Source organism: Cellulomonas sp. EB106-03-03-XG116, assembly GCF_058792015.1.
Genome location: NZ_JBYTEP010000020.1, coordinates 1 through 23876, shown reverse-complemented (window position 1 = coordinate 23876; position 23876 = coordinate 1). Strand labels below are relative to the sequence as shown.

The following is a 23876-nucleotide window of genomic DNA, read 5'->3' as shown; positions in this document are numbered from 1 at the left end:
CCGGATGCGCCGGCGGGCCGCGACCTGCCACGCTGGACGGGTGAAGGCGCTCCTCAACATCATCTGGCTGCTGTTCGGCGGCATCTGGCTCGCGCTCGGCTACGTCGTGGGCGGCATCGTCTGCTGCGTGCTGATCGTGACCATCCCGTTCGGCATCGCGTCGTTCCGGATGGCGTCGTACGCGCTGTGGCCGTTCGGCCGCACGATCGTGGACCGGCCGACCGCCGGCGCGATGTCGACGATCGGCAACGTCATCTGGATCCTGGTCGCCGGCTGGTGGCTCGTGATCGGGCACCTCACCACGGCGCTCGCGCAGGCGATCACGATCGTCGGCATCCCGCTGGCGATCGCGAACCTCAAGATGATCCCGGTGTCGCTGGTGCCGCTCGGCAAGGAGATCGTGCCGACCGACCGGGCGTTCGTGGCGTACGGGCACTGAGCCCGGCCCGCGCCGCGGCTCAGCCCGCGGCGTGCCGCAGCACCGCGACCAGCGCCGCCACGCCCAGCGCCGCCGCCGCCAGCGCGGTCGCCACGAGCGCCCCGCCGCCCGGGGTGCGGGCGCCCGGCGGCGGCGCGGCGCCGGGCCCGCGGTCCGGGTGCGCGTCGTCCACGACCCCGGCCCAGGCGACGGCGCGGCGCGCGCCTGCCCGGTCCAGCGCCAGCGCTCCGGCCAGCCCCAGCACCGTGAGCGCCCACACGCCCGGCCCGGCCCACGGCTCCAGCACCCGGCCGGCCACCAGCGAGCCCACGGCCACCGACAGCGCGGTGCGCCGCCAGGCGAGCGCGGTGCGCTCGGGCTGCGCGCCGGGCGGGGCGGCGGCCGCTGCGCTCACCGGAGCAGCAGCCCGAGGAGCACCAGCACCCCCGCCAGGGCCACGCCCACCGCGAGCGGCCCGCTGAACGCCGGCGCCGGCAGAGGACGCCGCTCCCGCAGCGCCCGCTCGGCCCGCGCCCAGCCGACCCACGCCTGCACGGGTGCGGCGATGCCCAGGGCGATCAGCAGCACCGCGGCGGCGAGGCGCAGGCGCGGCTCGACCGGCAGGTCCAGCGCCTCCAGCGCGACGCCGCCCGCCAGCAGCGCGAGCGCCGTGCGGACCCAGGCGAGGAACGTGCGCTCGTTGGCGAGCGAGAACCGGCCGTCCGGCTCGGTGCCGCGGGCGTAGACGCGCCGGGGGAACCGGCGGTCGGGGGCGCTCACGCGTCCGGGCCCGCGGGCGCCGCGGGGGCCGGGCGGGCCCCGAACACGGCCGTCCCGACCCGGACGATCGTCGCGCCCTCGGCGACGGCGGCCTCCAGGTCGCGGCTCATCCCCATGGAGAGCTCGACGGCGTCGCAGGTCCCCGGCTCGCCGCTGCCCGCGACCTTGTCCCGCAGGTCGCGCAGCGCGGCGTACCCGGCGCGCACGGCCCGCTCGTCGGGGGTGTTGGCGCCGACGGTCATGAAGCCGCGCAGCCGCAGCCGGTCGTGGGCCGCGACGGCCCGGACGACGTCGAGGGCGTCCTGCGGCGCGGCGCCGTGCTTGGTCGGTTCGCCGGAGACGTTGACCTGCACCAGCACGTCGAGCGTCCGGTCGTCGTCGGCGCACCGGCGCGCGAGCCGGTCGGCCAGGCCCGCGGAGTCGACGCTCTGCACGCAGGTGGCCCAGCGCAGCGCGGCGTTCACCTTGTTGGACTGCAGCGGCCCGATGAGGTGCACCTCGGGCGCGAGGTCGGCGAGCTCCGGGCCCTTGGCGACCAGCTCCTGCACCCGGTTCTCGCCCAGCAGCGCCCGGCGGGCCGCGCCCGCGGTGGTGGCGGCGCCGGCGATGTCGGCGAGCACGGCCGCGCGCACCGTCACGGCGTCCTGGGTCTTGGTGGCGAGCAGCAGCCGGACCGAGCCGGCCGGGCGCCCCGCGGCGGACTCGGCGGCCGCGATCCGGGCCCGGACGCGCGCCAGCCGCTCCGCCAGCTCGGTCGCCCCGGTCGTCATGTGCCCGACCCTAATCGCTCGCGCCCCGGCGGACGGCGGCGCCCGGCGGTCAGGCCGGGCCCGGCCCCGGCTCGCCCGCGCCGGCCGCGTACCGCCCGGCGAGCTCCCGCGCCGCCGCCCGCAGCTCCGGCGGCCCCACGACGCGCAGCGGCGCGCCGAACATCCCGAGCCACGCCGCCAGCCCGACCCAGGACCACGAGCCGGCGACGACCCGGCACCGCTCGGCGGCGAGGGGCTCGACCACGTCCGCCGGCCCGGACCAGCGCGCGACGAGCGACGCCGGCGCGTCGAGCACCGCCTCGCCGCGGCACGGCTGCGTCACGCCGGCGAACTGCTGCTGCAGGTACGCCGCCACGTCGGGGGCGGGCAGGTCCCGGCGCTCGAACCGCGGCCCCGTCGGGGTGCGCGGGTGCAGCCGGTCCACGCGGAACGTCCGCCAGTCGCGGCGGTCCAGGTCCCAGGCCACGAGGTACCAGCGGCGGCCGCGGGTCGCGAGGTGGTGCGGCTCGACCCGACGCGGCGGGCCGGCGGGCGCGTCGCGGGCAGCGGTCCCGTCGGCCGCGGGGGCCGCGTAGTCGAACCGCAGCACCTCCCGCGCCCGGATCGCGGCGCCGACCGCCATCAGCCGCTCGGTGTCCACGTGCTCCTCGGCGGGGTCGGCCGGCCGGCGCACGGCGGTCAGGTCGAGCCCCTCGACCCGGGCCCGCAGCCGCGCGGGCAGCACCTGGCGCAGCGTGGCCAGCGCCCGGGCTGCGGCCTCGTCCAGCCCGTCGACGCCCGTGGTGGCGGTCTGCAGCGCGACGGTCAGCGCCACCACCTGCTCGTCGTCGAGCATCAGCGGCGGCATCGCGGTGCCGGCCGCGAGCCGGTACCCGCCGTCGGGGCCCTTGGTGGCGTGCACCGGGTAGCCGAGCGCGCGCAGCCGGTCGACGTCCCGGCGGACCGTGCGCGGGCTGACGCCCAGCCGGCCCGCGAGCACGTCGCCCGGCCAGTCGCGCCGGGTCTGCAGCAGGGACAGCAGGGCGAGCAGCCGCGACGACGGCGTCGCCGGGGCGTCGGCCAGGTCGGGGATCGCGGTCATGGGGCCAGTCTGCTCCCGGTAGCGGACAGGAACTGACCGCTACCCCCGCCACCGTGGGGGCATGACCAGCAGAGGGGAACCCGCCATGATCCGCACCAGGGGACTGACCAAGGACTTCGCCGGGGGCAAGGGGCCGACGGTGCACGCCGTGCGCGGCCTGGACCTCGACATCGCGCCGGGCGAGCTCGTGGCCGTGCTCGGCCCGAACGGCGCCGGCAAGACCACCACGATCCGGATGCTCACCACGCTGATCGCGCCGACTGCCGGGACCGCCGAGGTCGCCGGGGCGGACGTCGCCCGCGAGCCGGGCACCGTGCGCCGCCGGATCGGCTACGTCGGCCAGGGCAACGGCGCGGGGCACGCGCAGCGCGCCGCCGACGAGCTCGTCGTGCAGGGCACGATCTACGGCCTCGACCGCCGGGACGCGCGGCTCCGGGCCGCCGAGCTCATGGACCAGCTGGACCTCGAGCCGCTCGCCCGCCGCAAGGTGTCCGACCTGTCCGGCGGGCAGCGCCGCCGGCTCGACGTCGCGCTCGGGCTGGTGCACGCCCCGCGGCTGCTGTTCCTGGACGAGCCGTCGACCGGGCTCGACCCGCACAACCGCGCGAACCTGTGGGAGCACATCCTCCGGCTGCGGGAGCGGCACGCGATGACCGTCGTGCTCACCACGCACTACCTGGACGAGGCCGACCAGATGGCCGAGCGGGTGGTGGTCGTGGACGAGGGCCGGGTGATCGCGGACGACACCGCCGCGGCGCTCAAGCACACGCTCGCGGGGGACCGGCTGGTGCTCGCGGCCGCCGACCCCGCGGACGCGCCGGCGCTCGCGGAGGTCGCCGCCCGGGCGCCCGGCGCCCGCGACGTCGAGGTCGACGGGGCCGAGGTCCGCGCCCGCGTCGCCGACGCCCCCACCGCGCTGCCCGCCGTGCTCGCCGCCGCGGGCGCCCGCGGGCTCGCCGTCGCCCGGGCCGAGGGCCAGCAGCCCACGCTCGACGACGTCTTCCTGACCCTCACCGGCCGCAGCCTCCGCGAGGAGGGGGCCGCGCGCTCGACCGACCCCGTGGAGGTGGCGGCATGACCGCGACGACGACCCCGGCCCCGACCGCCGAGACCCTGCCCGCGCGCGACGCGACCCGCTCGTGGTGGGGCGACGCCTGGCTCGTGATGACCCGCGAGCTCCTGCCGACCCTGCGCGACCCGTTCTCCGTCGTGTTCGGGCTGATCCAGCCGGTGGTGTTCCTCGCGCTGTTCGGGCCGCTGCTGGCCGGGTCCGTCGGGGACGGGCTGCCCGGCGGGGACGTCTGGGCCTGGTTCGTGCCCGGGATCCTCGTGATGACGACCCTGTTCGGCACGTCGACGACCGGCGCGAACCTGCTGTTCGAGATGCAGACCGGCGCGCACGAGCGGCTGCTCGTCACCCCGCTGGCCCGGTCGGCTCAGCTGGTCGGCCGGTCGTGGAAGGAGATGGTGCCGATCGTCGCGCAGTCGGTGGTCGTCGTGGCGGTGATGCTGCCGTTCGGGTTCTCGTTCAGCCCGGCCGGCGCGCTGCTGGGGCTGGTGCTGCTCGCGGTGTTCGGCGTCGGGATCGGGTCGCTGTCCTACGCGCTCGCGATCGCCGTCCGGAAGCAGGACTGGATGTTCTGGGCCGTGCAGCAGACGCTGCTGTTCCCGCTGCTCATCCTGTCCGGGATGCTGCTGCCGCTGGAGACCGGGCCGCGGTGGATGCAGGTCGCGGCGGACGTGAACCCGCTGCGGTACGTGGTGGACGCCGAGCGCGCGCTGTTCGCCGGTGACCTGGCGTCCTCGACGGTGGCGTGGGGCGCGGTGGCGGCGGTGCTGACCGCGGGCCTCGGGCTGCTGGTCGGGGTGCGGACGCTGGCGCGGAGCGCGCGGTAGCGACGGCGCGGTGGCGGACGGCGCGGGCGGTCAGCCGCGCGCGATGTCCGCCACCGTCGCGGAGGTGAGCCGGATCAGGTCGTCCGGGGCCAGCTCGACGTCGAGGCCCCGGCGGCCGCCGGACACGAACACCGTGTCGAACAGCTGCACGGTCTCGTCGACGACGGTCGGGTGCGCGGTCTTCTGGCCGAGCGGGGAGATGCCGCCGACCACGTACCCCGTGGCGCGCTCCGCCGCGGCGGGGTCGGCCATCACGGCCTTCTTGCCGCCGACCGCGTGGGCCAGCGCCTTGAGGTCGAGCTTCCCCGCGACGGGCACCACCGCGACCGTGAGCGTCCCGTCGACCGACGCCATGAGGGTCTTGTAGACCTGCTCGGGGTCGATGCCCAGCACCTCGGCGGCCTCCAGGCCGTAGCCGACCGTGCTCCGGGGGTCGTGGTCGTACGCGTGCGCGGTGTGCGGGACCCCGGCGGCGGCCAGCGCGACCAGCGCGGGCGTCCCGGACCGCGCGTTCTTGGACCTGCTCACGGGGCCAGCCTAGGGCGCGACCCCCGCGGTGCGGTGCTGCTAGCGTGCGGGTGAGCACGGGAGTCCGGTGAGCCGGGCTGAGAGGGAGTACTCGAACTCCGACCGTAGAACCTGATCTGGATCATGCCAGCGCAGGGAGCGACATCTCGCAGGATGCCGGGCACCCGTCCGCCGTCCTCCCGTGCTGATCCGACCAGCACAGGAGGACGCATGATCCCGACACCGCCGTCGACGCCCGCCCGGCCCGCGGAGGCCGCCGACCTGGTGGCCGACCCGCTCCGGTTCGGGGTCGGCGCCCGCGTCACCGTCGCGGTGATGTCCGACCGGTACGCCGAGACGATCCTCGGCGTGCTCGGCTCCGTGGCCACGGACGGCCTGGTCGTGCAGACCGGCGACGTGAGCACCTACGTCGGCGGCGACGAGGCGGACCTGCAGCGGTACCTCACGGACCTGGTCGACGCGGTGGCCGCCACCGGGGAGCACGCGGCGGTCACGCTGCACCTGTCCCGCGGCTGCCCGGGTGAGGTGCGGTGCGACCTGCCCGGGGGCGCGGGCCCGCGCGCGGTCGCGCTGCCGCCGGGCCGGCGCACCGGCCGGTCCGGCGCGGCCGAGTGGGCGCTGTACCCCCTCGCCGACGACGTCCGGGCCGGGGTGGAGCCCGACCACATGCGGGACATCGAGGCGGCGATCGCCCTGGCGCGGGACAACGGGACGTTCCGGGGCTCCGAGCACTTCGTCACGCGGCTGGAGGGCGACGTGGGGGCGCTCGTGGAGACCGTCGTCGGCGCGTGGGCGCGGGTCGGCCGCGGTGTCCAGCACGTGACCAGCCACGTGACCTTCTCGCTCAACAGCCCGACCCGGTCCCGTGGCTGAGCGCCTCCCGGGCGGGCGGCGGCCGCTCGCGATGAAGGACATCGTGCTCATGGTCGTCCTCGGGGTGGTGTTCGGGTTCCTCTACTGGGCGCTGGTCCAGGCGTGGAACGGCCTCGCGGTGCTGATGGGGCCGGCGGGCGACCTCGCGCAGCACGTGCTGCTCGGCGGCTGGCTGCTCGTGGCGCCGATCGCGGTCGCGATCATCCGGCGGCCCGGCGTCGGGGTGCTCGCCGAGGTGCTGGCCTCCGTGGTCGAGGTGGTGTTCCTCGGGTCGCCGGTCGGGCCGCTGCTGGTCGTCGCCGCGCTGCTCCAGGGCCTCGGCAGCGAGATCCCGTTCGCGCTCGGGCGGTACCGGCGGTTCGGCTGGGCCCGGTTCGCCGCCTCGGGGCTGCTCGGCGCGACCCTGGTGTTCGGGTGGTCGGCGTTCCGGTTCGGCTGGTACGGGCAGGACGTGCTCGTCCTGCGGCTCGTGCTCCAGGCCGCGTCGGGCGTCGTCCTCGGCGGGCTGCTGGCGAAGGTGATCGTGGACGCCCTGCACCGCACCGGGGTGCTGGACGGGTTCGCGATCGGGCGCGCGGCGGCCGCGGCGCGTGAGCCCGTGGCGCGCCGTGCCTGAGCCGGCGGCGCACCCGGGCGCCGACCCGGCGGCCGACCCGGCGGCCGTCCTCGACGTCGCCGGGCTCGAGGCGGTGCTGGACGGCGGCGCGGGCGTCGGCCCGCTCGACCTGCGGCTCGCGCCGGGGGAGCAGGTGCTCGTGCTCGGCCCGTCCGGCGCGGGCAAGTCGACGCTGCTGCGCTGCCTGCACGGCGCCGTCCCGCACGCGGTGCCCGCGCGGGTCTCGGGGCGGGTCGCGGTCGCGGGCCGGTCCGTCGCGGAGCACGGCGTCGCGGCGCTCGCGGACGTGGTCGGGGTGCTCGCGCAGGACCCCGAGACCGGGGTCTGCCTGGCGGACGTCGCGGACGAGGTCGCCTTCCCGCTGGAGAACCTCGGGACGCCGCCCGCCGCGATCGGGCCGGCGGTGGCGGCCGCGCTCGGTGCCGCGGGCGCCGCGCACCTGGCCGGCCGGCGCACGGACGCGCTGTCCGGCGGCGAGCTGCAGCGGGTCGCGCTCGCGGCCGCGGCGGTGACCCGGCCGCGGCTCCTGCTGCTCGACGAGCCGACGTCGATGCTGGACGCCGACGGCGTCGCGGCGGTGCGGGGGGCGCTGGCAGCGGCGCGGGCGTCGACGGGCGCGGCGTGCGTGCTGGTCGAGCACCGGCTGGACGCGCTCGCCGGGGACGCGGGCGTGGCCGGGCTGCCGGGCCGGTGGCTGGTGCTGTCCGCCGACGGCCGGGTCACCCACGACGGTCCCGCGGCCGAGGTGGCCCGGGACGCGGGGCGCGAGCTGCTCGCCCGCGGCTGCTGGCTGCCCGAGGACGTCGAGCTCGCGGTGGCGCTCGGGGACGCGGGCGGGGAGCCGGGGGTGTTCGACCTGCTGCCGGCGCTGGTCGCGGGGGCGCCGCCGTCGCGCGCCCCGGCGGCCGCCGGGCGGGGGGAGGTGCTGCTCTCCGCCCGGGGGCTCGCGGTCGGACGGCGGCCCGCGGGTCGAGCGGCCCGCCGCCGGCCCGCCGCGCAGCCCGTGCTCCGCGACGTCGACCTGCGGCTGCGGGCCGGCGAGGTCGTGGCGGTCGTCGGGGCCAACGGCTCGGGCAAGTCCACGCTCGTCGCCACCCTCGCGGGCGTGCTGCCCCCGCTCGCGGGCGTCGTCGAGGGCGCGCGCCCCGCGCTGGTCGTGCAGAACCCCGAGCACCAGCTCGCGGGGCGCACGGTGGCGGCGGAGGTCGCCGTCGGGCTGCCGCCCGGCCCCGCGACGGACGACCGGGTGACCGCGGCGCTCGCGCGCTTCGGCCTCGCCGCGCTCGCCGACCGGGACCCGCACCGGCTGTCCGGCGGCGAGCAGCGCCGGCTGAGCCTGGCCGCGATGCTCGTCCACGACCGCCCGGTCCTGCTGGCGGACGAACCGACGTTCGGGCTCGACCGGCACGGGACCGCGGACGTGCTGCGGGCGCTCGCGGACTCGGCCCGCGCGGGTCGGGCCGTGCTGCTCACCTGCCACGACCTGCGGGCGGTGGCGTCGGTCGCGGACCGGGTGCTGGTCGTCGCCGACGGCGGGCTGGTCGCGGACGTCGACCCGCTCGCGCTGCTGCGCGAGCCGCGCCTCCTCGCCGCCGCCCGGCTGCGGCCGTCGCGGCTCCTGCGCCGGCTTGCGGACCTGGTCGGCGACGCGGGCCGGCTGCGCGGCGCGCTCGCCGCGCTGGACGCCCGCGCCCTGCGCGCGACCGGCGCGCCCGACCCGGCCGGCGCGCCCGACCCGGCGGGGGTGCCGGTCCGGTGACGGCGCTCGGTGCCCGGAACCCGACCGTCAAGCTGCTGCTGGTCGTCACGGTGTCGCTCGCGACCCTCGCCCTGCTGGAGCCGGCCGCGCTCGCGGCGCTGTACCTGCTCGGGCTCATGTCGGCCCGGTGGGGCGCCGGCGTGGGCGGCCGGCGGCTGCTGCTCGCCCAGGTGCCGTTCTGGACGTTCGGCGTCGGGGTGCTGCTGGTCAACGCGATGAGCCGGCCCGGCGCCGTCCTGGTCGCCGGCGGGCCGTTCCGGGTGACGCACGAGGGCCTGGTGGTCGGCGCGGCGCTCGCCCTGCGCGGGTGCGTGATCGGGGTCGCGACCGTCGCGTTCCTCGCGAGCACGCCGCCGCGGGACCTGATGGTGAGCCTCGTCCGGCACGCGCGGCTGAGCCCGCGGTACGCGTACGCGCTGCTGGCGGGCCACCGGATGCTCGCGGGGCTGCCGCGGCAGTGGGCGACGATCCGGGCGGCGCAGCTGGTCCGCGCCCCGCTCGGCCGGGACGGCCGGCCGCGCGAGGGGTGGCGCGGGCTCGCCCGGTCGGCGTTCGCGCTGCTGGTCGCGTCGATCCGCGCGTCCGAGCGGGTCGCGCTGGCGCTGGAGTCGCGCGGCCTGGCCGCCGGCCCGCGCACGATCTGGCGCCCGGTCCCGCTGGGCGCGGGAGACGCCGCCCTCGCGTCCGGCGTGCTCGGCGCCCTGGCGCTCGTCCTCCTGCTGGCCGCCCGCCTCTGACGGCGCCCGCCCGCGGCCGAGGTCGCCGGTTCCGGCCACCGAGGCCCGGGCGCAACCGACGACCTGGGGCGGAACCGTCGACCTCGGGGGCGGGGGCCCGGCGGGTCAGAGCGCCAGGCCGACCAGGGAGCCGACGCCGTACGTGATCGCCATCGCGAGGCTGCCGCCCACGACGTTGCGCAGCACCGCGCGGCCGGCCGGGGCGCCGCCGAGGCGGGCGCTCACCGTGCCGGTCACGACCAGCGCGACCACGACCGCCGCGAACGTCGCCACCACGCGCGCCTCGCCGCCCCAGGGGCCGAGCATCGCGAGCAGCGGCACGACGCCGCCGACCACGAACGCCACGAGCGACGCCAGCGCCGCGTGCCACGGGTTGGTCAACGACTCCTCGGCGTCCCGGACGCCGTGCGCGCGGAGGACCTTCTCGGCGTCGCGCTGGCTGCTGACCGAGACGTACTCGCCGGCCGCCATCGACAGCGCGCCCGCGACGAGGGCGGCGACGCCGGCGACCGCGAGGGTCGCGAGCCCGGTCGCCGCGCCCGCGACGCCCACCACGGTGGCGGCGACGGAGACGATGCCGTCGTTCGCGCCGAGCACGCCGGCGCGCAGCCAGTTCAGCCGCTCCGCGGTCGGCAGGACGACCGCGGACGGCGCGCCGGGGCCGGCGTCGACGGAGCCCGGAGCGCCCGGCTCGGGGGCGCGCCGGGGCGCCTGGTCGGCGGTGCGGTCACGGTCCAGGAAGTGGGTCGACAGGGCGCTCATGGCAGCCACGGTAGGCCGGAGATGACGTCCTGTCATCACAGGAAAGGCTGCCCTGACCTGCGGAAACGCAGGTTTGCCTGTCCTCATCTGGAATCGATCAAGCCGTTCCCGCAGGTCAGAGCGGCCCCACCGCGAGCACCCGCAGCACGACCTCGCCGGCGGCGTCCGAGGCGGGCAGGTCGACCAGGGCGTCGATGCGCCAGTCGTGGTCGCCGGCCGGGTCGTCGAGCAGCTGGCGCACGAACCACAGGTCGCCGCGCGCGCCCGCCTCGCCGTGCCCGGCCGGCCGCTCGTCGACCTGGAACAGCGCAGGTCCGCGGGCCGCCGGGCCCGTCAGGATCTCGTCGTGGTCGTCGTAGAACGGGTCGAGCGCGTCGCCCCACCGGTCGGCGGTCCACGGCTGGTCCGCGGCGTCCTGGTCGCCGAGCGCCGCCAGCGCCGGGTACGCCTCGCGCGCGGCCAGGTCGACCCGGCGGAACAGCGCGCCCCGCACCAGCGCCCGGAACACCCGCTTGTTGACGGTGATCGGCGGGGGAGCGTCGTCCTCCGGCCGGGACTCGGTGACCGTGGCGTCGTCCAGGTCCTCCGGGTGCGCGAGCCGCTCCCACTCGTCGAGCAGGCTGGAGTCGGTGCGCCGCACCAGGTCGCCCAGCCACTCGACGATCTCGTGCAGCTCCTCGGTCCGCAGGTCGTCGGGGACGGTCTGCCGCAGCGCCCGGAACGCGTCCGCGAGGTAGCGCAGCAGTACGCCCTCGGTGCGGTCGAGCTGGTAGAGCGACACGTGCTCGGCGAACGTCGCGGCTCGCTCGTGCATGTCGCGGACGACCGACTTCGGGGACAGCTCGTGGTCGGCGACCCACGGGTTGGTCTGCTTGTAGATCTGGAACGACGCGCCCAGCAGCTCGGCGAGCGGCTTCGGGTACGACACGTCCTCGAGCAGCGCCATCCGCTCCTCGTACTCGATGCCGTCGGCCTTCATCGCCGCGACGGCCTCGCCGCGGGCACGGTTCTCCTGCGCCGCGAGCACCTGGCGCGGGTCGTCCAGCGTCGCCTCGATGACCGACACCACGTCGTGCGCGTAGCCGGGGTCCTCGAGGTCGAGCAGGTCGAGCGCGGCGTACGCGAACGGGGACAGCGGCTGGTTCAGCGCGAACGTCGGGGGTACGTCGAGCGTCAGCCGCACCGTGCGGCGCAGCCGCTCCGGGCCGGGGCCGTCCTCGACGACCCGCTCGACCACGCCGGCCGTGCGCAGCGACCGGTAGATCGCGATCGCCTGCCGGACCAGCCGGCCCCGCGACGCCTCGGGCTCGTGGTTGTCGAGCAGCAGGTGCTTCATGGTCTCGACCGGGTCGCCGGTCGGGCGGGCCAGCACGTTGAGCACCATCGCGTGCGACACGCCGAACGACGAGGTCAGGGGCTCGGGCTCGGCGTCCCGCAGGCGCTCGAACGTCTTGTCCGTCCAGTTCACCATCCCGGACGGCGCCTGCTTGCGGACGATCTTCTTGAGCTTCTTCGGGTCGTCGCCGGCCTTCTGCAGCGCCTTGCGGTTCTCGATCACGTGCTCGGGTGCGAGCACGTACACCTCGCCCGTGGTGTCGAACCCGGCCCGGCCGGCGCGCCCGGCGATCTGGTGGAACTCGCGGGCGGACAGGTGCCGCATCCGGGTGCCGTCGTACTTCACCAGCGAGGTGAGCAGCACCGTGCGGATCGGCACGTTGATGCCGACGCCGAGGGTGTCGGTGCCGCAGACGACCCGGAGCAGGCCCTTCTGGGTCAGCCGCTCGACGACCCGACGGTACTTGGGCAGCATGCCCGCGTGGTGCACGCCGACGCCGTGCCGCAGCAGCCGGGACAGCGTCTTGCCGAAGCCCGGGCCGAACCGGAAGTCGCCCAGCTCGTCGGCGATCCGGTCGCGCTGCTCCCGGGAGGCGAGGGTCATCGACAGCAGCGCCTGCGCCCGCTCGACGGCCTCCTTCTGCGTGAAGTGCACGACGTACACGGGGGAGCGGCCGGTCTGCACGAGCATCTCCAGCAGCTCGTGCAGCGGCTCGATCTCGTAGGAGAACGTCAGCGGCACCGGCCGCTCGGCGCCCGCGACGACGGCCACGGGGACGTCGGTGCGCCGCTCGAGGTCGTCGACGAAGAACGACACGTCGCCGAGCGTCGCCGACATGAGCAGGAACTGGGCGCGCGGCAGCTCCAGCAGCGGCACCTGCCACGCCCAGCCGCGCTGCGGGTCGGCGTAGAAGTGGAACTCGTCCATGACGACCTGGCCGATGTCCGCGCCCGGGCCCTGGCGGAGCGCCTGGTTGGCCAGGATCTCCGCGGTGCAGCAGATGATCGGGGCGTCCGGGTTCACGGCGGAGTCGCCAGTCATCATGCCGACGTTGGCCGACCCGAACGCCTCGACCAGGGCGAAGAACTTCTCGCTCACCAGCGCCTTGAGCGGGGCGGTGTAGTACGTGCGCCGGCCCTGCGCGAGCGCGACGAAGTGCGCGGCGGTGGCGACCAGCGACTTCCCGGAGCCCGTGGGCGTCGACAGGATGACGTGCGAGCCGGTCACCAGCTCCAGCAGCGCCTCGTCCTGGTGCGGGTAGAGCGCGAGGCCCTGGTCGGCCGCCCAGCCGGTGAACGCCTCGTAGAGCGCGTCGGCGTCCTGGGGGTTCGCGGGGACGCGGTCGGCGAGGGTCCGGCGGTCGGTGAGGGGCACCGGCCGATCCTTCCACGGTTCGGCGGCCCTACAGTGGGCGACCATGAGCGACGCCCCCGGCACGACCCCGCCCGCCGTCGAGATGTGGACGGACGGCGCCTGCAAGGGCAACCCCGGCGTCGGCGGCTGGGGCGCGCTGCTGCGCTCGAACGGGCACGAGCGCGAGCTGTTCGGCGGCGAGGCCGTGACGACGAACAACCGCATGGAGCTCAGGGCCGTCATCGAGGGGCTGAAGGCGCTCAACCAGCCGTGCCGGGTCGACCTGCACGTCGACTCGCAGTACGTGATGCAGGGCGTGACCAAGTGGATCGCCGGCTGGAAGCGCAACGGCTGGCGGACGGCCGACAAGAAGCCGGTGAAGAACCAGGACCTGTGGCAGGCGCTCGACGAGCAGGTCGCCCGGCACGCGATCTCCTGGCACTGGGTCAAGGGCCACGCCGGCGACCCGGGCAACGAGCGCGCCGACCAGCTGGCGAACAAGGGCGTCGACGAAGTGCGCGCGGGCTGACCCGCGCGGCGGGCGCGCGGAGCGGACCCGCGCGGCGCGCGGCTCCCCGCGGCTGGTCCAGACCAGTTACAGTCGGGATCGTGCCCACCGCCGGGCACGCTCCCGCTCGCACCGGAGGTCAGGCATGGAACGGTCCGTCGTCGTCGCCATCGCGGAGGGTCTGCACGCCCGCCCCGCCGCCCTGTTCGTCGCGGAGGCCGGCAAGCAGCCGGTGCCGGTCACTGTCCGCAAGGGCGACGCCGCCCCGGTCCAGGCCGCGAGCATCCTCGGGATCATGACCCTCGGCGCGGCCGCGGGCGAGACGCTCGTGCTCACGACCGAGGCCGACGGCCCGGACGCCGAGGCCAGCCTCGACGCGCTGGAGAAGTTCCTGAGCCAGGTGGAGATCGCCTGACGTACCCCCGGAACGCACGAGTGGAGCGTTCTGCCGAGACACGCCGCGCGTGTCGGGCAGAACGCTCCACTCGTTTCCGGTCGGACTACTCGCGGCGACGGCCCGGGTCGTCCGCGCGGGACTCGACCGCCGCGGCGGGGACCGTCGCCCGCGGGGCCTCGGCCGGGGCGGTGTCCGCGGCACGGGTGGCCTCGTCGCCCGCGCCCTCGGCGACGGGGTCGTCCTCCCGGCCCGGGGTCTTGAAGTTGAACTTCAGGATCATGAACCGGAACAGGAAGTAGTAGATGACCGCGTAGACCAGGCCGATCACGATGAGCAGCAGCGGCTGCTCGGCGATCCGGAAGTTCAGCAGGTAGTCGATGCCGCCCGCGGAGAACCCGAACCCGCTGCGGATGTCGAGGGCGTTGACCAGCGCGAGCGAGGTGCCGGTGAGCACGGCGTGGATCGCGTACAGCGGGTACGCCACGTACACGAACGCGAACTCGAGCGGCTCGGTGACGCCGGTGACGAACGCGACCAGCGCGGCCGAGCCCATGATGCCCGCGATGACCTTGCGGTTCTTCTTCTTCGCGGTGTGCACGATGGCCAGGGCGGCGGCGGGCAGCGCGAACATCATGATCGGGAAGAAGCCGGTCATGAAGGTGCCGGCGGTCGGGTCGCCGTGCAGGAACCGGGCGATGTCGCCGTTCCACACCTGGCCGTCGGCCTCGTAGGAGCCGAACTGGAACCACGGCAGCGAGTTCAGCAGGTGGTGCAGGCCGAACGGCAGCAGCAGCCGGTTCAGGGTGCCGAAGACGAAGCCGCCGATGATGGTCGAGCCGGTGACCCACTCGCCCACCGCGGTGAAGCCCGCGTCGAACGCCGGGTAGATGAGGGCCGCGACGACGGCGATCAGGACCGCGGCGCCCGCGGTGACGATCGGCACGAACCGGCGGCCGCCGAAGAACGCCAGGTACGGGGGCAGCTTGATCCGGTAGAACCGCTGGTAGAGCAGCGCGGCGGTCAGGCCGATGACGATGCCGCCCAGCACGCCGTAGTTGATGAGCTCCTGCGTCTCGCCCTCGGCCGCCTCGCCCAGGATGTACGGGGAGAGCGCGTCCGTGACGCCCTTGAACACGAGGTAGCCCACGAGGGCCGCGAGGCCCGTCGACCCGTCGGCCTTGCGGGCGTACCCGATGGCGACGCCGAGCGCGAACAGCAGCGGCAGGTTGCCGAGCAGCGCGTTGCCCGCGGCGGCGAGCACGTCGGCCACCGGCAGCAGCCAGTCGGCGCGGGCGCCCAGGCCGTCGGCGCCGAGCATGTCCGCCTGGCCGAGCCGCAGGAGCAGCGCGGCGGCGGGCAGGGAGGCGATCGGGAGCATGAGGGATCGACCCACGCGCTGCAGCTGCGCGAGTCCGGGGATGCCCCGCTTGGGGGTATCGACCGTGGTGGCGGTCATGGTCACTCCTCGTGAGTTCGGGTCGTGGGCGCCGCCGGACGGGGGCGCCCACGGGTCGGGGGGAGGTGTGGGCACGCGGTGCGCTTGGTGCGGAACTTGCGTGGTCGCCGTCGAGTTCGGCAAGTTGTCTGGACCAGTTGCGGTCAGAGTGGTCTAGACCGGAGTATGTGTCAAGGACCACACGACCGCCCGTGCACCGCCCGGACGGCCACCCGGTGGTGCGGACGAGGGCGACCGAGGTGGGAGGGTGAGCGCGTGCACGCGAAGCAGTCCGCCGCGCCCGGCGCCCACAAGTACCAGGCGGTCCGCGCCTACCTGGTCGGCCTGGTCGAGCGCGAGCTGCACGTCGGCGACGCGATCCCGTCCGAGCGGGCGCTGTGCGAGCGGTTCGGCGTCTCCCGGATGACCGTGCGCCAGGCCGTCGACGCGCTCGTCGGCGAGGGCGTGCTGGTGCGCGAGCAGGGCCGCGGCACGTTCGTCGCGCCGCAGCGCATGGACTTCGAGATGCGGCTGACCACGTTCGGCGAGGAGATGCGCCGCCGCGGGATGCGGCCCGAGACGCGGGTGCTCGGCATGGGGACGGTGCCCGCCACCGCGGACGCCGCCGACGCGCTCGGCACCGAGCCGGGCGCCCCGCTGCACCACCTGCGCCGCGTCCGGTACGCGGACGGGTCGCCGATGAGCATCGAGCAGCACTGGGTGTCGGTCGGCCTGGTCCCCGGGCTGCTGGCCGACGGCCCGCCGCCGAGCATGCACGACGCCCTGCGCGCCGTCGGCCTCGACCCGTCCTGGGGCGAGGAGACGCTGACCGCCGCGGAGGCGACCGACGAGGAGGCGGCGCTGCTCGACCTGCGCGGGACGCGGGCGGTGCTGCGCGCGACCCGGCGCACGTTCAGCGCGGACACGCCCGCGATGTACTCGAACGCCTGCTACCGCGGCGACCGGTACAGCGTGTGGGTGCCGCTCAGCGCACCGGCGCCGGCCCTGGTGCCGCGGCTGCGTGACGGCGACGAGCGGCTCGACGAGCGGGCGGCCGTGGGCGCGACCCTCGAGGACGGGAGGACCGGATGAGCGCGCGGGGCACCGGCCAGGCCGAGGCGATCCTCGCCGGCCTGGGCGGGGTGGGGAACATCGACGAGATCGAGCCGTGCACGACGCGGCTGCGGTCGCTCGTGAAGGAGCCGTCCCGGGTGGACGCCGCTGCCCTGCGCGCCGCCGGCGCGTTCGGCGTGATGGTGTCCGGGCGGGTGGTGCAGGTCGTGATCGGCCCGAGCGTCGACACCCTCGCCTCCGACCTGGAGGACCTCATGTGACAGCGGCGGCCCGCCCGGGCCGCCGCCCGCCACCACCGACCCGCCGCACCGCACCGGCGGGAGCCACGAAGGAGAAGAACCATGAGCAAGGCAGAGCAGATCCTGGCCGGACTCGGCGGCGACGCGAACATCGTCGACCTCGAGCCCTGCATCACCCGGCTGCGCGTCGAGGTCGAGGACCCGTCGAAGGTGACCGAGTCCGTCCTCAAGGCCGCCGGGGCCATCGCGGTGATGCAGTCCGGCACGGTCGTGCAGGTCATCGTCGGGCCCGAGGCGGACACGCTGGCCTCGGACATCGAGGACCTGCGCTGATGGCGCTGACCGTCCTCGCGCCGGTCGCCGGAGTCGTGCACGCGCTCGCGGACGTGGACGACCCGGTGTTCGCCCAGGAGATCGTCGGCCCGGGCCTGGCCGTGCAGCCGGACGCCGAGTCCGGCGCCGGCCGCTCGGTCGTCGCCCCGGTCGCCGGCACGGTCGCCAAGCTGCACCCGCACGCGTTCGTGCTGCTCGCCGAGGGCGGCCGCGGCGTGCTGGTGCACCTCGGCATCAACACCGTCCAGCTCGGCGGCGAGGGCTTCACGCTGCACGTCGCCGAGGGCGACGCGGTCGAGCAGGGCCAGCTGCTGGTCGAGTGGGACCCGGCCGCGGTCGAGGCCGGCGGGCGGTCGGCGATCTGCCCCGTCGTCGGGCTCGAGGCGCAGCCGGACTCGCTCACCCGGCTCGCGGAGCCGGGCACCCGCGTCGCGGCGGGCGACCCGCTGCTCGCGCTGGGCTGAGGCGCCGGCCGGGACCCGCCGAGGTCCCGGCCGGTGTCCCGGACGCGGCGCGAGACCCGGCCGGATACTGAACGGCATGCTGCCCCGCCCGAGCACCCGCGACCTGCTCCGGTCGCTGCCCGCGCTCACCGGCGACCTGCCCGAGGTCGACCCGTACGCCCTCCCGGCGGACCCGGTCGACGCGTTCCAGGACTGGTTCGCCGCCGCCGTCGCCGCCGGCGTGCCCGAGCCGCACGCGCTGTGCCTGTCGACGGTCGGGCCCGACGGAGCGCCGCACGCGCGCGTCGTGCTGCTCGCCGACGTCGCGGACGGGGCGTGGGTGTTCGCGAGCGACGCCCGGGCCGGCAAGGCGCAGGACCTCGCGGCCGAGCCGCGGGCGGCGCTGACGTTCTACTGGCAGCCGCTGGGCCGGCAGGTGCGGGTCGTCGGGCGGGCCCGGGCGCTGGACGCGGCCACGTGCGCGGCCGACTTCCTGCGCCGCTCGCCGAGCAGCCGCGCCGCGGCGCTCGCGTCCCGGCCGGGGGAGCGGCTGCTGTCCGCGGGGGAGCTGCACGCCGCTGTGCAGCAGGCCCGCGCGCGGGTCGACCGGGAGCCGGGGCTGGTGCTGCCGACCTGGCAGCTGTGGGCGGTCGAGCCCGACGAGGTCGAGCTGTGGCAGGGCGACTCGGACCGGGCGCACCTGCGGGTCCGGTACACCCGCGCCGAGGACCGGTGGGACCGGCACCTCGACTGGCCGTGAGCGGCCCCGCCGCGCGCGAGCCTCAGTCCCGCGCGGCCGGCACCGCGTCCCGGGGCGGGAGGACGTCCGGGGACACGTCCGCCGCGCGCGCCGCCAGCGTGTGCAGCAGCCGCTCCAGCGGGCCCCGGCCCAGCGCCGCGCGCCAGAGCCAGCACGCCAGCACCGTCACGACGAGGAACGCGACCCAGGTCCCGGCGTCCGGCTCCCACACCACGGCGTCGCCGAGCGCGGCGATCGCCACCAGCTGCGCCGTGTAGGCCGTCAGCGCGAGCGCACCGGTCGCGGCCAGCGGGGCCACCAGCGCCGGGACCGCGTCGGCCACGATCAGGCACAGCGCGAGCACCGCGAGGCCGACCCCGGTGTTCGCGACGACCTCGAGGCCGGAGGAGGAGTGCGGCTCGGTGGTGACGAGCGCGACCAGGGTCTCGTCCGCCGCGACCACCCGGGTCAGCAGCGCCGACGCCGCGTGCGCCACGACGGCGAGCGCCACCCCGGCGCCCAGCAGCCGGAGCCGCACGCCGCGGTCCCGGAGGTCCATCCGCCCGACGGCCAGCCCCACCAGGACGTACGCGAACCACACGACCGCCGGGTAGTAGTCGCCGACCAGCAGGTCGGTGAGCTCGCGCCCCGGGAGCCGCAGGAACACGGGCTGGAGGGCGAGGTGCAGCAGCGGCCCGAACGCCGCCACGGCGACCGCCCCGCCGAGCAGCCGCCGCGGGGACGCGCCCAGCAGCGGCGTCGCGCACGCGAACAGCACGGCGTACGTCGGCAGGATCACCGCGATCGGCGTGCCGAGCAGGATCACCGCCACCCCGATGCCGAGCACCGCGAACGCCCGGACCAGGATCTTCGCGCGCGCCTGGACCCGCCGGACGCCGGACACGGGCGACGAACCGCCGGAGATCAGCGCGACGGAGATCCCGGACAGCAGCACGAACAGCGCGGCGGACCGGCCGTCGACGACCTGCGCGAGCGACCACGGCCACGGGTCGCCGGGCCCGCCGGGGCCGACGTGCGCGGTGAGCATGCCCAGCACCGCCAGGCCGCGGGCGACGTCCACCCCGGTGATCCGCTGCATGGCGTCACGCTAGCGGGGCGCCGGGCGCCGCCGGGGCGTGACCTCCGCCGCATCGTCTCGCCCACCGGGATGCCGCGTACCGCCCACTGGAACGCAGTCCGGTGACCGGGCTACCGTCGGAGCGTGACCGACACGCACCAGGCCGACGTCTACACCCACGGCCACCACGACAGCGTGCTGCGCTCCCACCGGTGGCGCACCGCGGAGAACTCGGCGGCCTACCTGCTGCCGGCCCTGCAGCCCGGCCAGTCCCTGCTCGACGTGGGCTGCGGCCCCGGCACGGTGACCGTCGACCTCGCGTCGCGGGTCGCGCCCGGCGCCGTCGTCGGCCTCGACCGCTCGGAGCGGGTGCTCGAGATCGCCCGCGAGGAGGCGGCGAAGGCCGGCGCGGACAACGTGACCTTCCAGGTCGGCGACGCCTACGCGCTGCCGTTCCCGGACGCGTCCTTCGACGTCGTGCACGCGCACCAGGTGCTGCAGCACCTCACCGACCCGGTCGCCGCGCTGCGCGAGCTGCGCCGCGTGACCCGGCCCGGCGGCGTCGTCGCCGTGCGGGACGCGGACTACGCCGGGATGACCTGGTTCCCCGCGTCGCCGGTGCTCGACGAGTGGTCCGCGCTCTACCACGAGGTCACCCAGGCCAACGGCGCCGAGGCCGACGCCGGCCGCCGGCTGCACTCCTGGGCGCTCGCGGCCGGGTTCGACCCGGACGGCCTCGTCCCGACCGCCGGGGTGTGGAGCTACGCCTCGGACGAGGACCGCACCTGGTGGGCCGACCTGTGGGCCGAGCGCTGCGTCGCGTCGGACTTCGCCCGGCAGGCCGTCGAGCACGGGCTCGCCGACGAGGTGGGGCTCGAGCAGCTCGCCGCCGGCTGGCGCGAGTGGGGTACCCACCCGGACGGCTGGTTCGCGGTGCTGCACGGCGAGGTGCTCGCCCGGGTCTGACCTAGGGTGGGGCCGTGCGCATCGCCAGGTTCACCACCGGAGACGACCCCCGCTACGCCCTCGTGGAGGGGGAGCCGGGTCAGGAGCAGCTCGTCGTCATCAGCGGCGACCCGATCTACACCCCGGTGCAGCCCACCGGCGAGCGGATCCCGCTCGGCGACGGCGTCCGGCTGCTCGCCCCGGTGATCCCGCGGTCCAAGATCATCGGCGTCGGCCGGAACTACGTCGACCACGCCGCCGAGATGGGCAACGAGGTCCCGGCGTCGCCGCTGCTGTTCCTCAAGCCCAACACCGCCGTGGTCGGCCCGGACGACCCGATCGTGCTGCCGGACTGGACCGAGGAGGTCTCCTACGAGGCCGAGCTCGCCGTGGTCATCGGCAAGGTCACCAAGGACGTCTCGCCCGAGCACGCCCTGAGCAAGGTGTTCGGCTACACCGTCGCCAACGACGTCACCGCCCGCGACGCCCAGCGGTCCGACTCGCAGTGGACCCGCGCCAAGGGGTTCGACTCGTCCTGCCCGATCGGCCCCTGGGTCGTGCCGGGGCTGGAGGTCGACGACCTGGCCGTGCGGTCCCGGGTCAACGGCGAGGCGAAGCAGGACGGCCGGACGTCGCAGATGGTGTTCGACGTCGCGTACCTGATCTCGTACATCTCCGAGGTGTTCACGCTGCTGCCGGGCGACATCATCCTCACCGGCACCCCGGCGGGCGTCGGCCTGCTGGCCGAGCGGGACGTCGTCGAGGTCGAGGTCGAGGAGATCGGCACCCTGCGCAACCCGGTGCTGCGTCGGTCCTGACGTCGCGGGGCCCGAGCGCGGCGGGGGAGGCCCGCCGCGCTCGCTAGGGTGGAGCGCGTGAGTGCTGCTGCCCCCGCGACGCCGGTGCGCGTCCGCTTCTGCCCGTCCCCGACCGGTACGCCGCACGTCGGCCTGATCCGCACCGCCCTGTTCAACTGGGCGTACGCGCGGCACGTCGGCGGCACGTTCGTGTTCCGGATCGAGGACACCGACCCGGCGCGCGACTCCGAGGAGTCGTACCAGCAGCTGCTCGACGCGCTGCGCTGGCTCGGCCTGGACTGGGACGAGGGCGTCGAGGTCGGCGGCCCGCACGAGCCGTACCGGCAGTCGCAGCGCATGGACCTGTACGCCGACGTCGCGCGCCGGCTCGTCGAGGGCGGCTACGCCTACGAGTCGTTCACGACGCCGGAGGAGGTCGAGGCCCGGCACCGCGCCGCCGGCCGCGACCCCAAGCTCGGCTACGACGGCTTCGACCGGGACCTCACCGACCAGCAGAAGGCCGCGTACCGCGCCGAGGGCCGCGAGCCCGTGCTGCGCCTGCGGATGCCGGACGAGGACGTCACGTTCACCGACCTCGTCCGCGGCGACGTCACGTTCAAGGCCGGCTCGGTCCCGGACTTCGTGATCGTCCGCGGCAACGGGCACCCGCTCTACACGCTGGTGAACCCGGTCGACGACGCGCTCATGGGCATCACGCACGTCCTGCGCGGCGAGGACCTGCTGTCGTCCACCCCGCGCCAGGTGGTGCTGTACCGCGCGCTGCTCGAGATCGGCGTCGCCACCGTCCTGCCGGCGTTCGGCCACCTGCCGTACGTCATGGGCGAGGGCAACAAGAAGCTCTCCAAGCGCGACCCCGAGTCGAACCTGTTCCTGCACCGGGAGCGCGGCTTCACGCCCGAGGGGCTGCTGAACTACCTGTCGCTGCTCGGCTGGTCGATCGGCCCGGACCGGGACATCTTCTCGGTCGCCGAGCTGGTCGAGGCGTTCGACGTCGCCGACGTGAACCCGAACCCCGCGCGGTTCGACCTCAAGAAGGCCGAGGCCATCAACGCCGAGCACGTCCGGCTGCTCGCCCCCGACGACTTCCGCGACCGCCTGGTGCCGTACCTGCACCGCGCCGGCCTGGTGCCCGCCGACTCCTACGCGGATCTGTCGCCGGAGCACCGTGCGCTGCTCGACGCGGGGGCTCCGCTGATCCAGACGCGCGTCACCCTGCTCGGCGAGGCCGTCGGGATGCTCGGGTTCCTGTTCACGGCCGACGACGCGCTCGTGGTCGAGGACGACGCCCGCGGCGCGCTCAAGGACACCGCCGCCCAGGTGCTCGACGCGGCCACCGAGGCGCTGTCGGCGCTGCCCGAGGACGGGTTCACCACCGACGCCGTCCAGGACGCCCTGCAGGCCGCGCTGGTCGACGGGCTCGGGATCAAGCCGCGGTTCGCGTTCACGCCGCTGCGCGTGGCCGTGTCCGGGCGCCGGGTGTCGCCGCCGCTGTTCGAGTCGCTGGAGATCCTGGGGCGGGACTCGACGCTCGCCCGGATCGCCGCGCTGCGCGCGTCGCTGTGACGGCCGCGGCTGCGGGGCCGGCGGGGGAGCGCGCCGTCGACGGGGTGCTGTTCGACGTCGACGACACGCTGGTCGACACGCACGGGGCGTTCGCCGCGGCCCTGGCCGCCGTGTCCCGGGAGTGGCTGCCGGGGCTCGACCCGGCGCGGGACGCAGAGGTGCTCGACCACTGGCGGGCCGACGCGCACGGCCGGTACCGCCGGTACACCCGCGGCGAGGTGTCCTACCGCGAGCAGCGGATGGGCCGGGCCAACGACCTGCACGCGGCCTTCGGCGGGCCCGTCCTGGACGACGCCGCGTACGACCGGTGGAACACGCTGTTCGAGGACCGGTTCACCGGCTCGTGGGCCGCGCACGACGACGCCGCCGACGTGGTGCGCGGGCTGCTCGACGCGGGGATCAAGGTCGGCGCGCTGACCAACGCCGCGACCGAGTACCAGGTGCGCAAGCTCACCCGCGCGGGCCTCGCCGACGACGTGCCGCTGCTGGTCGGCGTCGACACCCTCGGGTTCGGCAAGCCCGACCCGCGGGTGTTCGCCGAGGCGTGCCGCCGGCTGGGGACCTCGCCGGGGCGGACGGCCTACGTCGGGGACGAGCTCGACGTCGACGCGCGCGCCGCGGTGGCGGCCGGGCTGCGCGGCGTGTGGCTCGCGCGGCCGCAGCTCGGGGCGAAGCACGCCAACGACACCGAGGCGCTGCCGACGGACGTCGTGATCACGTCGCTCGCGGAGCTGCCGGGGGTCCTGGGGCTCTGACCGGACCCGCTCGCGACGCCTGTGACGCGCGTCGCGAGCGGCCGGTTTGGAGCAGGCCCGTTCCTCCGGTAATGTTCTCGGTCGGCACGGCGTCCAGAACGCCGGTCCTCCAACCCGCTCCCTCAGGCGCCCCGTGCGCCGGTCGGCGCTGGCTGCGAGGCCGGAGGAATGGCCGGAAGTGCCATTGGGGTATGGTGTAATTGGCAGCACGAGTGATTCTGGTTCACTTAGTCTAGGTTCGAGTCCTGGTACCCCAGCAAGGTTTCGCAGAACGGCCCGGAAAGGCCGATTTGAAGAGGCCGAGCAGGATGCAGTACAGTAAGACCCGGTCAAGCCGCCCCGGCGGTGAGATCAACTAGGCCCCCATCGTCTAGTGGCCTAGGACGCCGCCCTCTCACGGCGGTAACAGGGGTTCGAATCCCCTTGGGGGTACATCAGGAAAGGCCGGTCGCCAGCAGGCGGCCGGCCTTTCTGCTGTCCGCGGGGAGGCTCGGCCCGCGAGGTCGAGCGATCTCCGCGAGGTCGAGCGTTTTCGGCGAGGTCGAGGGCTTCCGGGGGGGGGTCGGCGGGGCAAGCCCTCGACCTCGGGCGCGGCGGGCGGCCGCGGCGGGCGGGCGCGGCGGGCGGGCGGGCGCGGCGG

The 23876-nt window shown here is 75.8% G+C and carries 27 protein-coding genes, 2 tRNA genes and 1 riboswitch; of the genes, 20 read left to right on the top strand and 9 right to left on the bottom strand.

Annotated features, from left to right (window positions below; genetic code table 11):
• Nucleotides 1-40: 40 nt before the first annotated feature.
• Nucleotides 41-439 carry a YccF domain-containing protein gene (locus AC3WUG_RS09700; RefSeq protein WP_492327453.1) on the top strand — a complete coding sequence of 133 codons (399 nt, stop codon included), beginning with the start codon at nucleotides 41-43 and terminating at the stop codon, nucleotides 437-439.
• Nucleotides 440-458: 19 nt separating this feature from the next.
• Here the strand turns inward: AC3WUG_RS09700 and AC3WUG_RS09695 are convergent, their stop codons facing one another.
• Genes AC3WUG_RS09695 through AC3WUG_RS09680 form a run of 4 tightly spaced genes read right to left on the bottom strand, consistent with a single transcriptional unit; the run spans nucleotide 459 to nucleotide 3049 of the window.
• Nucleotides 459-833, bottom strand: a complete 375-nt coding sequence (locus tag AC3WUG_RS09695) for a DUF202 domain-containing protein (RefSeq protein WP_492327452.1) — start codon at nucleotides 831-833, stop codon at nucleotides 459-461.
• Nucleotides 830-1198: a YidH family protein gene (locus tag AC3WUG_RS09690; protein ID WP_492327451.1), complete on the bottom strand. Its 369-nt coding sequence runs from the start codon at nucleotides 1196-1198 to the stop codon at nucleotides 830-832. The genes AC3WUG_RS09695 and AC3WUG_RS09690 overlap by 4 nt, the downstream gene beginning before the upstream one ends.
• The gene (locus tag AC3WUG_RS09685; RefSeq protein ID WP_492327450.1) at nucleotides 1195-1968 is read right to left on the bottom strand and encodes a YggS family pyridoxal phosphate-dependent enzyme; all 774 of its coding nucleotides are present in this window, start codon (nucleotides 1966-1968) and stop codon (nucleotides 1195-1197) included. The genes AC3WUG_RS09690 and AC3WUG_RS09685 overlap by 4 nt, the downstream gene beginning before the upstream one ends.
• 49 nt (nucleotides 1969-2017) lie before the next feature.
• Nucleotides 2018-3049 (bottom strand): helix-turn-helix transcriptional regulator, encoded by a 1032-nt coding sequence (locus AC3WUG_RS09680; protein WP_492327449.1) that lies wholly within the window; start codon nucleotides 3047-3049, stop codon nucleotides 2018-2020.
• 85 nt (nucleotides 3050-3134) lie between these two features.
• Between AC3WUG_RS09680 and AC3WUG_RS09675 the strand changes: the two genes are divergently transcribed.
• Together AC3WUG_RS09675 and AC3WUG_RS09670 are read left to right on the top strand one after the other, a co-directional pair.
• Entirely contained in the window at nucleotides 3135-4127 is a 993-nt protein-coding gene (locus tag AC3WUG_RS09675) for an ABC transporter ATP-binding protein (RefSeq protein WP_492327482.1), read from the top strand.
• Nucleotides 4124-4945: an ABC transporter permease gene (locus tag AC3WUG_RS09670; protein ID WP_492327448.1), complete on the top strand. Its 822-nt coding sequence runs from the start codon at nucleotides 4124-4126 to the stop codon at nucleotides 4943-4945. The genes AC3WUG_RS09675 and AC3WUG_RS09670 overlap by 4 nt, the downstream gene beginning before the upstream one ends.
• Before the next feature lie 30 nt (nucleotides 4946-4975).
• Here the strand turns inward: AC3WUG_RS09670 and ybaK are convergent, their stop codons facing one another.
• Nucleotides 4976-5473 (bottom strand): Cys-tRNA(Pro) deacylase, encoded by a 498-nt coding sequence (gene ybaK / locus AC3WUG_RS09665; RefSeq protein WP_492327447.1) that lies wholly within the window; start codon nucleotides 5471-5473, stop codon nucleotides 4976-4978.
• Between the two features lie 46 nt (nucleotides 5474-5519).
• A riboswitch (TPP riboswitch) is annotated at nucleotides 5520-5628 on the top strand.
• A 55-nt stretch (nucleotides 5629-5683) separates the two neighbouring features.
• On the opposite strand from ybaK, the gene AC3WUG_RS09660 reads away from it, so the two are divergent.
• The 4 genes from AC3WUG_RS09660 to AC3WUG_RS09645 are packed head-to-tail and all read left to right on the top strand — an operon-like array spanning nucleotide 5684 to nucleotide 9458.
• Entirely contained in the window at nucleotides 5684-6346 is a 663-nt protein-coding gene (locus tag AC3WUG_RS09660; protein ID WP_492327446.1) for a YkoF family thiamine/hydroxymethylpyrimidine-binding protein, read from the top strand.
• Entirely contained in the window at nucleotides 6339-6962 is a 624-nt protein-coding gene (locus AC3WUG_RS09655; protein ID WP_492327445.1) for an ECF transporter S component, read from the top strand. The genes AC3WUG_RS09660 and AC3WUG_RS09655 overlap by 8 nt, the downstream gene beginning before the upstream one ends.
• Nucleotides 6955-8721 (top strand): ABC transporter ATP-binding protein, encoded by a 1767-nt coding sequence (locus AC3WUG_RS09650; protein ID WP_492327444.1) that lies wholly within the window; start codon nucleotides 6955-6957, stop codon nucleotides 8719-8721. Before AC3WUG_RS09655 ends, AC3WUG_RS09650 begins: the two co-directional genes overlap by 8 nt.
• Entirely contained in the window at nucleotides 8718-9458 is a 741-nt protein-coding gene (locus AC3WUG_RS09645; RefSeq protein WP_492327443.1) for an energy-coupling factor transporter transmembrane component T family protein, read from the top strand. Before AC3WUG_RS09650 ends, AC3WUG_RS09645 begins: the two co-directional genes overlap by 4 nt.
• 105 nt (nucleotides 9459-9563) lie before the next feature.
• On the opposite strand, the gene AC3WUG_RS09640 is transcribed toward AC3WUG_RS09645, so the two are convergent.
• Together AC3WUG_RS09640 and AC3WUG_RS09635 are read right to left on the bottom strand one after the other, a co-directional pair.
• Entirely contained in the window at nucleotides 9564-10220 is a 657-nt protein-coding gene (locus AC3WUG_RS09640; RefSeq protein ID WP_492327442.1) for a VIT1/CCC1 transporter family protein, read from the bottom strand.
• 115 nt (nucleotides 10221-10335) lie between these two features.
• The gene (locus AC3WUG_RS09635; RefSeq protein WP_492327441.1) at nucleotides 10336-12975 is read right to left on the bottom strand and encodes a DEAD/DEAH box helicase; all 2640 of its coding nucleotides are present in this window, start codon (nucleotides 12973-12975) and stop codon (nucleotides 10336-10338) included.
• Here AC3WUG_RS09635 and rnhA point away from each other — a divergent pair.
• Together rnhA and AC3WUG_RS09625 are read left to right on the top strand one after the other, a co-directional pair.
• A complete protein-coding gene (gene rnhA, locus AC3WUG_RS09630; protein ID WP_492327440.1) occupies nucleotides 12974-13438 on the top strand; it encodes a ribonuclease HI in 465 nt (154 codons plus the stop codon). The two genes, AC3WUG_RS09635 and rnhA, sit on opposite strands and share 2 nt — an antisense overlap.
• A 124-nt stretch (nucleotides 13439-13562) precedes the next feature.
• A complete protein-coding gene (locus AC3WUG_RS09625; protein WP_492327439.1) occupies nucleotides 13563-13832 on the top strand; it encodes an HPr family phosphocarrier protein in 270 nt (89 codons plus the stop codon).
• Nucleotides 13833-13917: 85 nt separating this feature from the next.
• On the opposite strand, the gene AC3WUG_RS09620 is transcribed toward AC3WUG_RS09625, so the two are convergent.
• Nucleotides 13918-15270, bottom strand: a complete 1353-nt coding sequence (locus AC3WUG_RS09620) for a PTS transporter subunit EIIC (RefSeq protein ID WP_492327438.1) — start codon at nucleotides 15268-15270, stop codon at nucleotides 13918-13920.
• Nucleotides 15271-15525: 255 nt separating this feature from the next.
• Here AC3WUG_RS09620 and AC3WUG_RS09615 point away from each other — a divergent pair, with 255 nt between their 5' ends.
• From AC3WUG_RS09615 to AC3WUG_RS09595, 5 genes are all read left to right on the top strand, one after another.
• Entirely contained in the window at nucleotides 15526-16341 is an 816-nt protein-coding gene (locus tag AC3WUG_RS09615) for a GntR family transcriptional regulator (RefSeq protein WP_492327437.1), read from the top strand.
• Nucleotides 16338-16583 (top strand): PTS sugar transporter subunit IIB, encoded by a 246-nt coding sequence (locus tag AC3WUG_RS09610; RefSeq protein ID WP_147796027.1) that lies wholly within the window; start codon nucleotides 16338-16340, stop codon nucleotides 16581-16583. The genes AC3WUG_RS09615 and AC3WUG_RS09610 overlap by 4 nt, the downstream gene beginning before the upstream one ends.
• A gap of 81 nt (nucleotides 16584-16664) precedes the next feature.
• On the top strand, nucleotides 16665-16895 hold the full coding sequence (locus AC3WUG_RS09605; protein ID WP_147796028.1) for a PTS sugar transporter subunit IIB: 231 nt from the start codon (nucleotides 16665-16667) through the stop codon (nucleotides 16893-16895).
• Nucleotides 16895-17359, top strand: coding sequence for a PTS sugar transporter subunit IIA (locus tag AC3WUG_RS09600; RefSeq protein WP_166938756.1), 465 nt, complete (start codon nucleotides 16895-16897; stop codon nucleotides 17357-17359). Before AC3WUG_RS09605 ends, AC3WUG_RS09600 begins: the two co-directional genes overlap by 1 nt.
• Nucleotides 17360-17435: 76 nt before the next feature.
• The gene (locus tag AC3WUG_RS09595) at nucleotides 17436-18098 is read left to right on the top strand and encodes a pyridoxine/pyridoxamine 5'-phosphate oxidase (protein ID WP_492327436.1); all 663 of its coding nucleotides are present in this window, start codon (nucleotides 17436-17438) and stop codon (nucleotides 18096-18098) included.
• Between the two features lie 22 nt (nucleotides 18099-18120).
• Here the strand turns inward: AC3WUG_RS09595 and AC3WUG_RS09590 are convergent, their stop codons facing one another.
• Complete coding sequence (locus AC3WUG_RS09590; RefSeq protein WP_492327435.1) at nucleotides 18121-19176, bottom strand: acyltransferase family protein; 1056 nt, start codon at nucleotides 19174-19176, stop codon at nucleotides 18121-18123.
• 123 nt (nucleotides 19177-19299) lie between these two features.
• Between AC3WUG_RS09590 and AC3WUG_RS09585 the strand changes: the two genes are divergently transcribed.
• The 6 genes from AC3WUG_RS09585 (at nucleotide 19300) to AC3WUG_RS09560 (ending at nucleotide 23668) form a co-directional block, all read left to right on the top strand.
• A complete protein-coding gene (locus AC3WUG_RS09585) occupies nucleotides 19300-20121 on the top strand; it encodes a methyltransferase domain-containing protein (RefSeq protein ID WP_492327434.1) in 822 nt (273 codons plus the stop codon).
• 14 nt (nucleotides 20122-20135) lie between these two features.
• Nucleotides 20136-20918, top strand: a complete 783-nt coding sequence (locus AC3WUG_RS09580; protein ID WP_324844429.1) for a fumarylacetoacetate hydrolase family protein — start codon at nucleotides 20136-20138, stop codon at nucleotides 20916-20918.
• Between the two features lie 57 nt (nucleotides 20919-20975).
• Nucleotides 20976-22481, top strand: coding sequence for a glutamate--tRNA ligase (gene gltX / locus AC3WUG_RS09575; protein ID WP_492327433.1), 1506 nt, complete (start codon nucleotides 20976-20978; stop codon nucleotides 22479-22481).
• Nucleotides 22478-23236, top strand: a complete 759-nt coding sequence (locus AC3WUG_RS09570; RefSeq protein WP_492327432.1) for an HAD family hydrolase — start codon at nucleotides 22478-22480, stop codon at nucleotides 23234-23236. Before gltX ends, AC3WUG_RS09570 begins: the two co-directional genes overlap by 4 nt.
• A gap of 185 nt (nucleotides 23237-23421) precedes the next feature.
• Nucleotides 23422-23493, top strand: a tRNA-Gln gene (locus tag AC3WUG_RS09565).
• A gap of 102 nt (nucleotides 23494-23595) precedes the next feature.
• A tRNA-Glu gene (locus AC3WUG_RS09560) sits at nucleotides 23596-23668 on the top strand.
• Nucleotides 23669-23876: the final 208 nt, after the last annotated feature.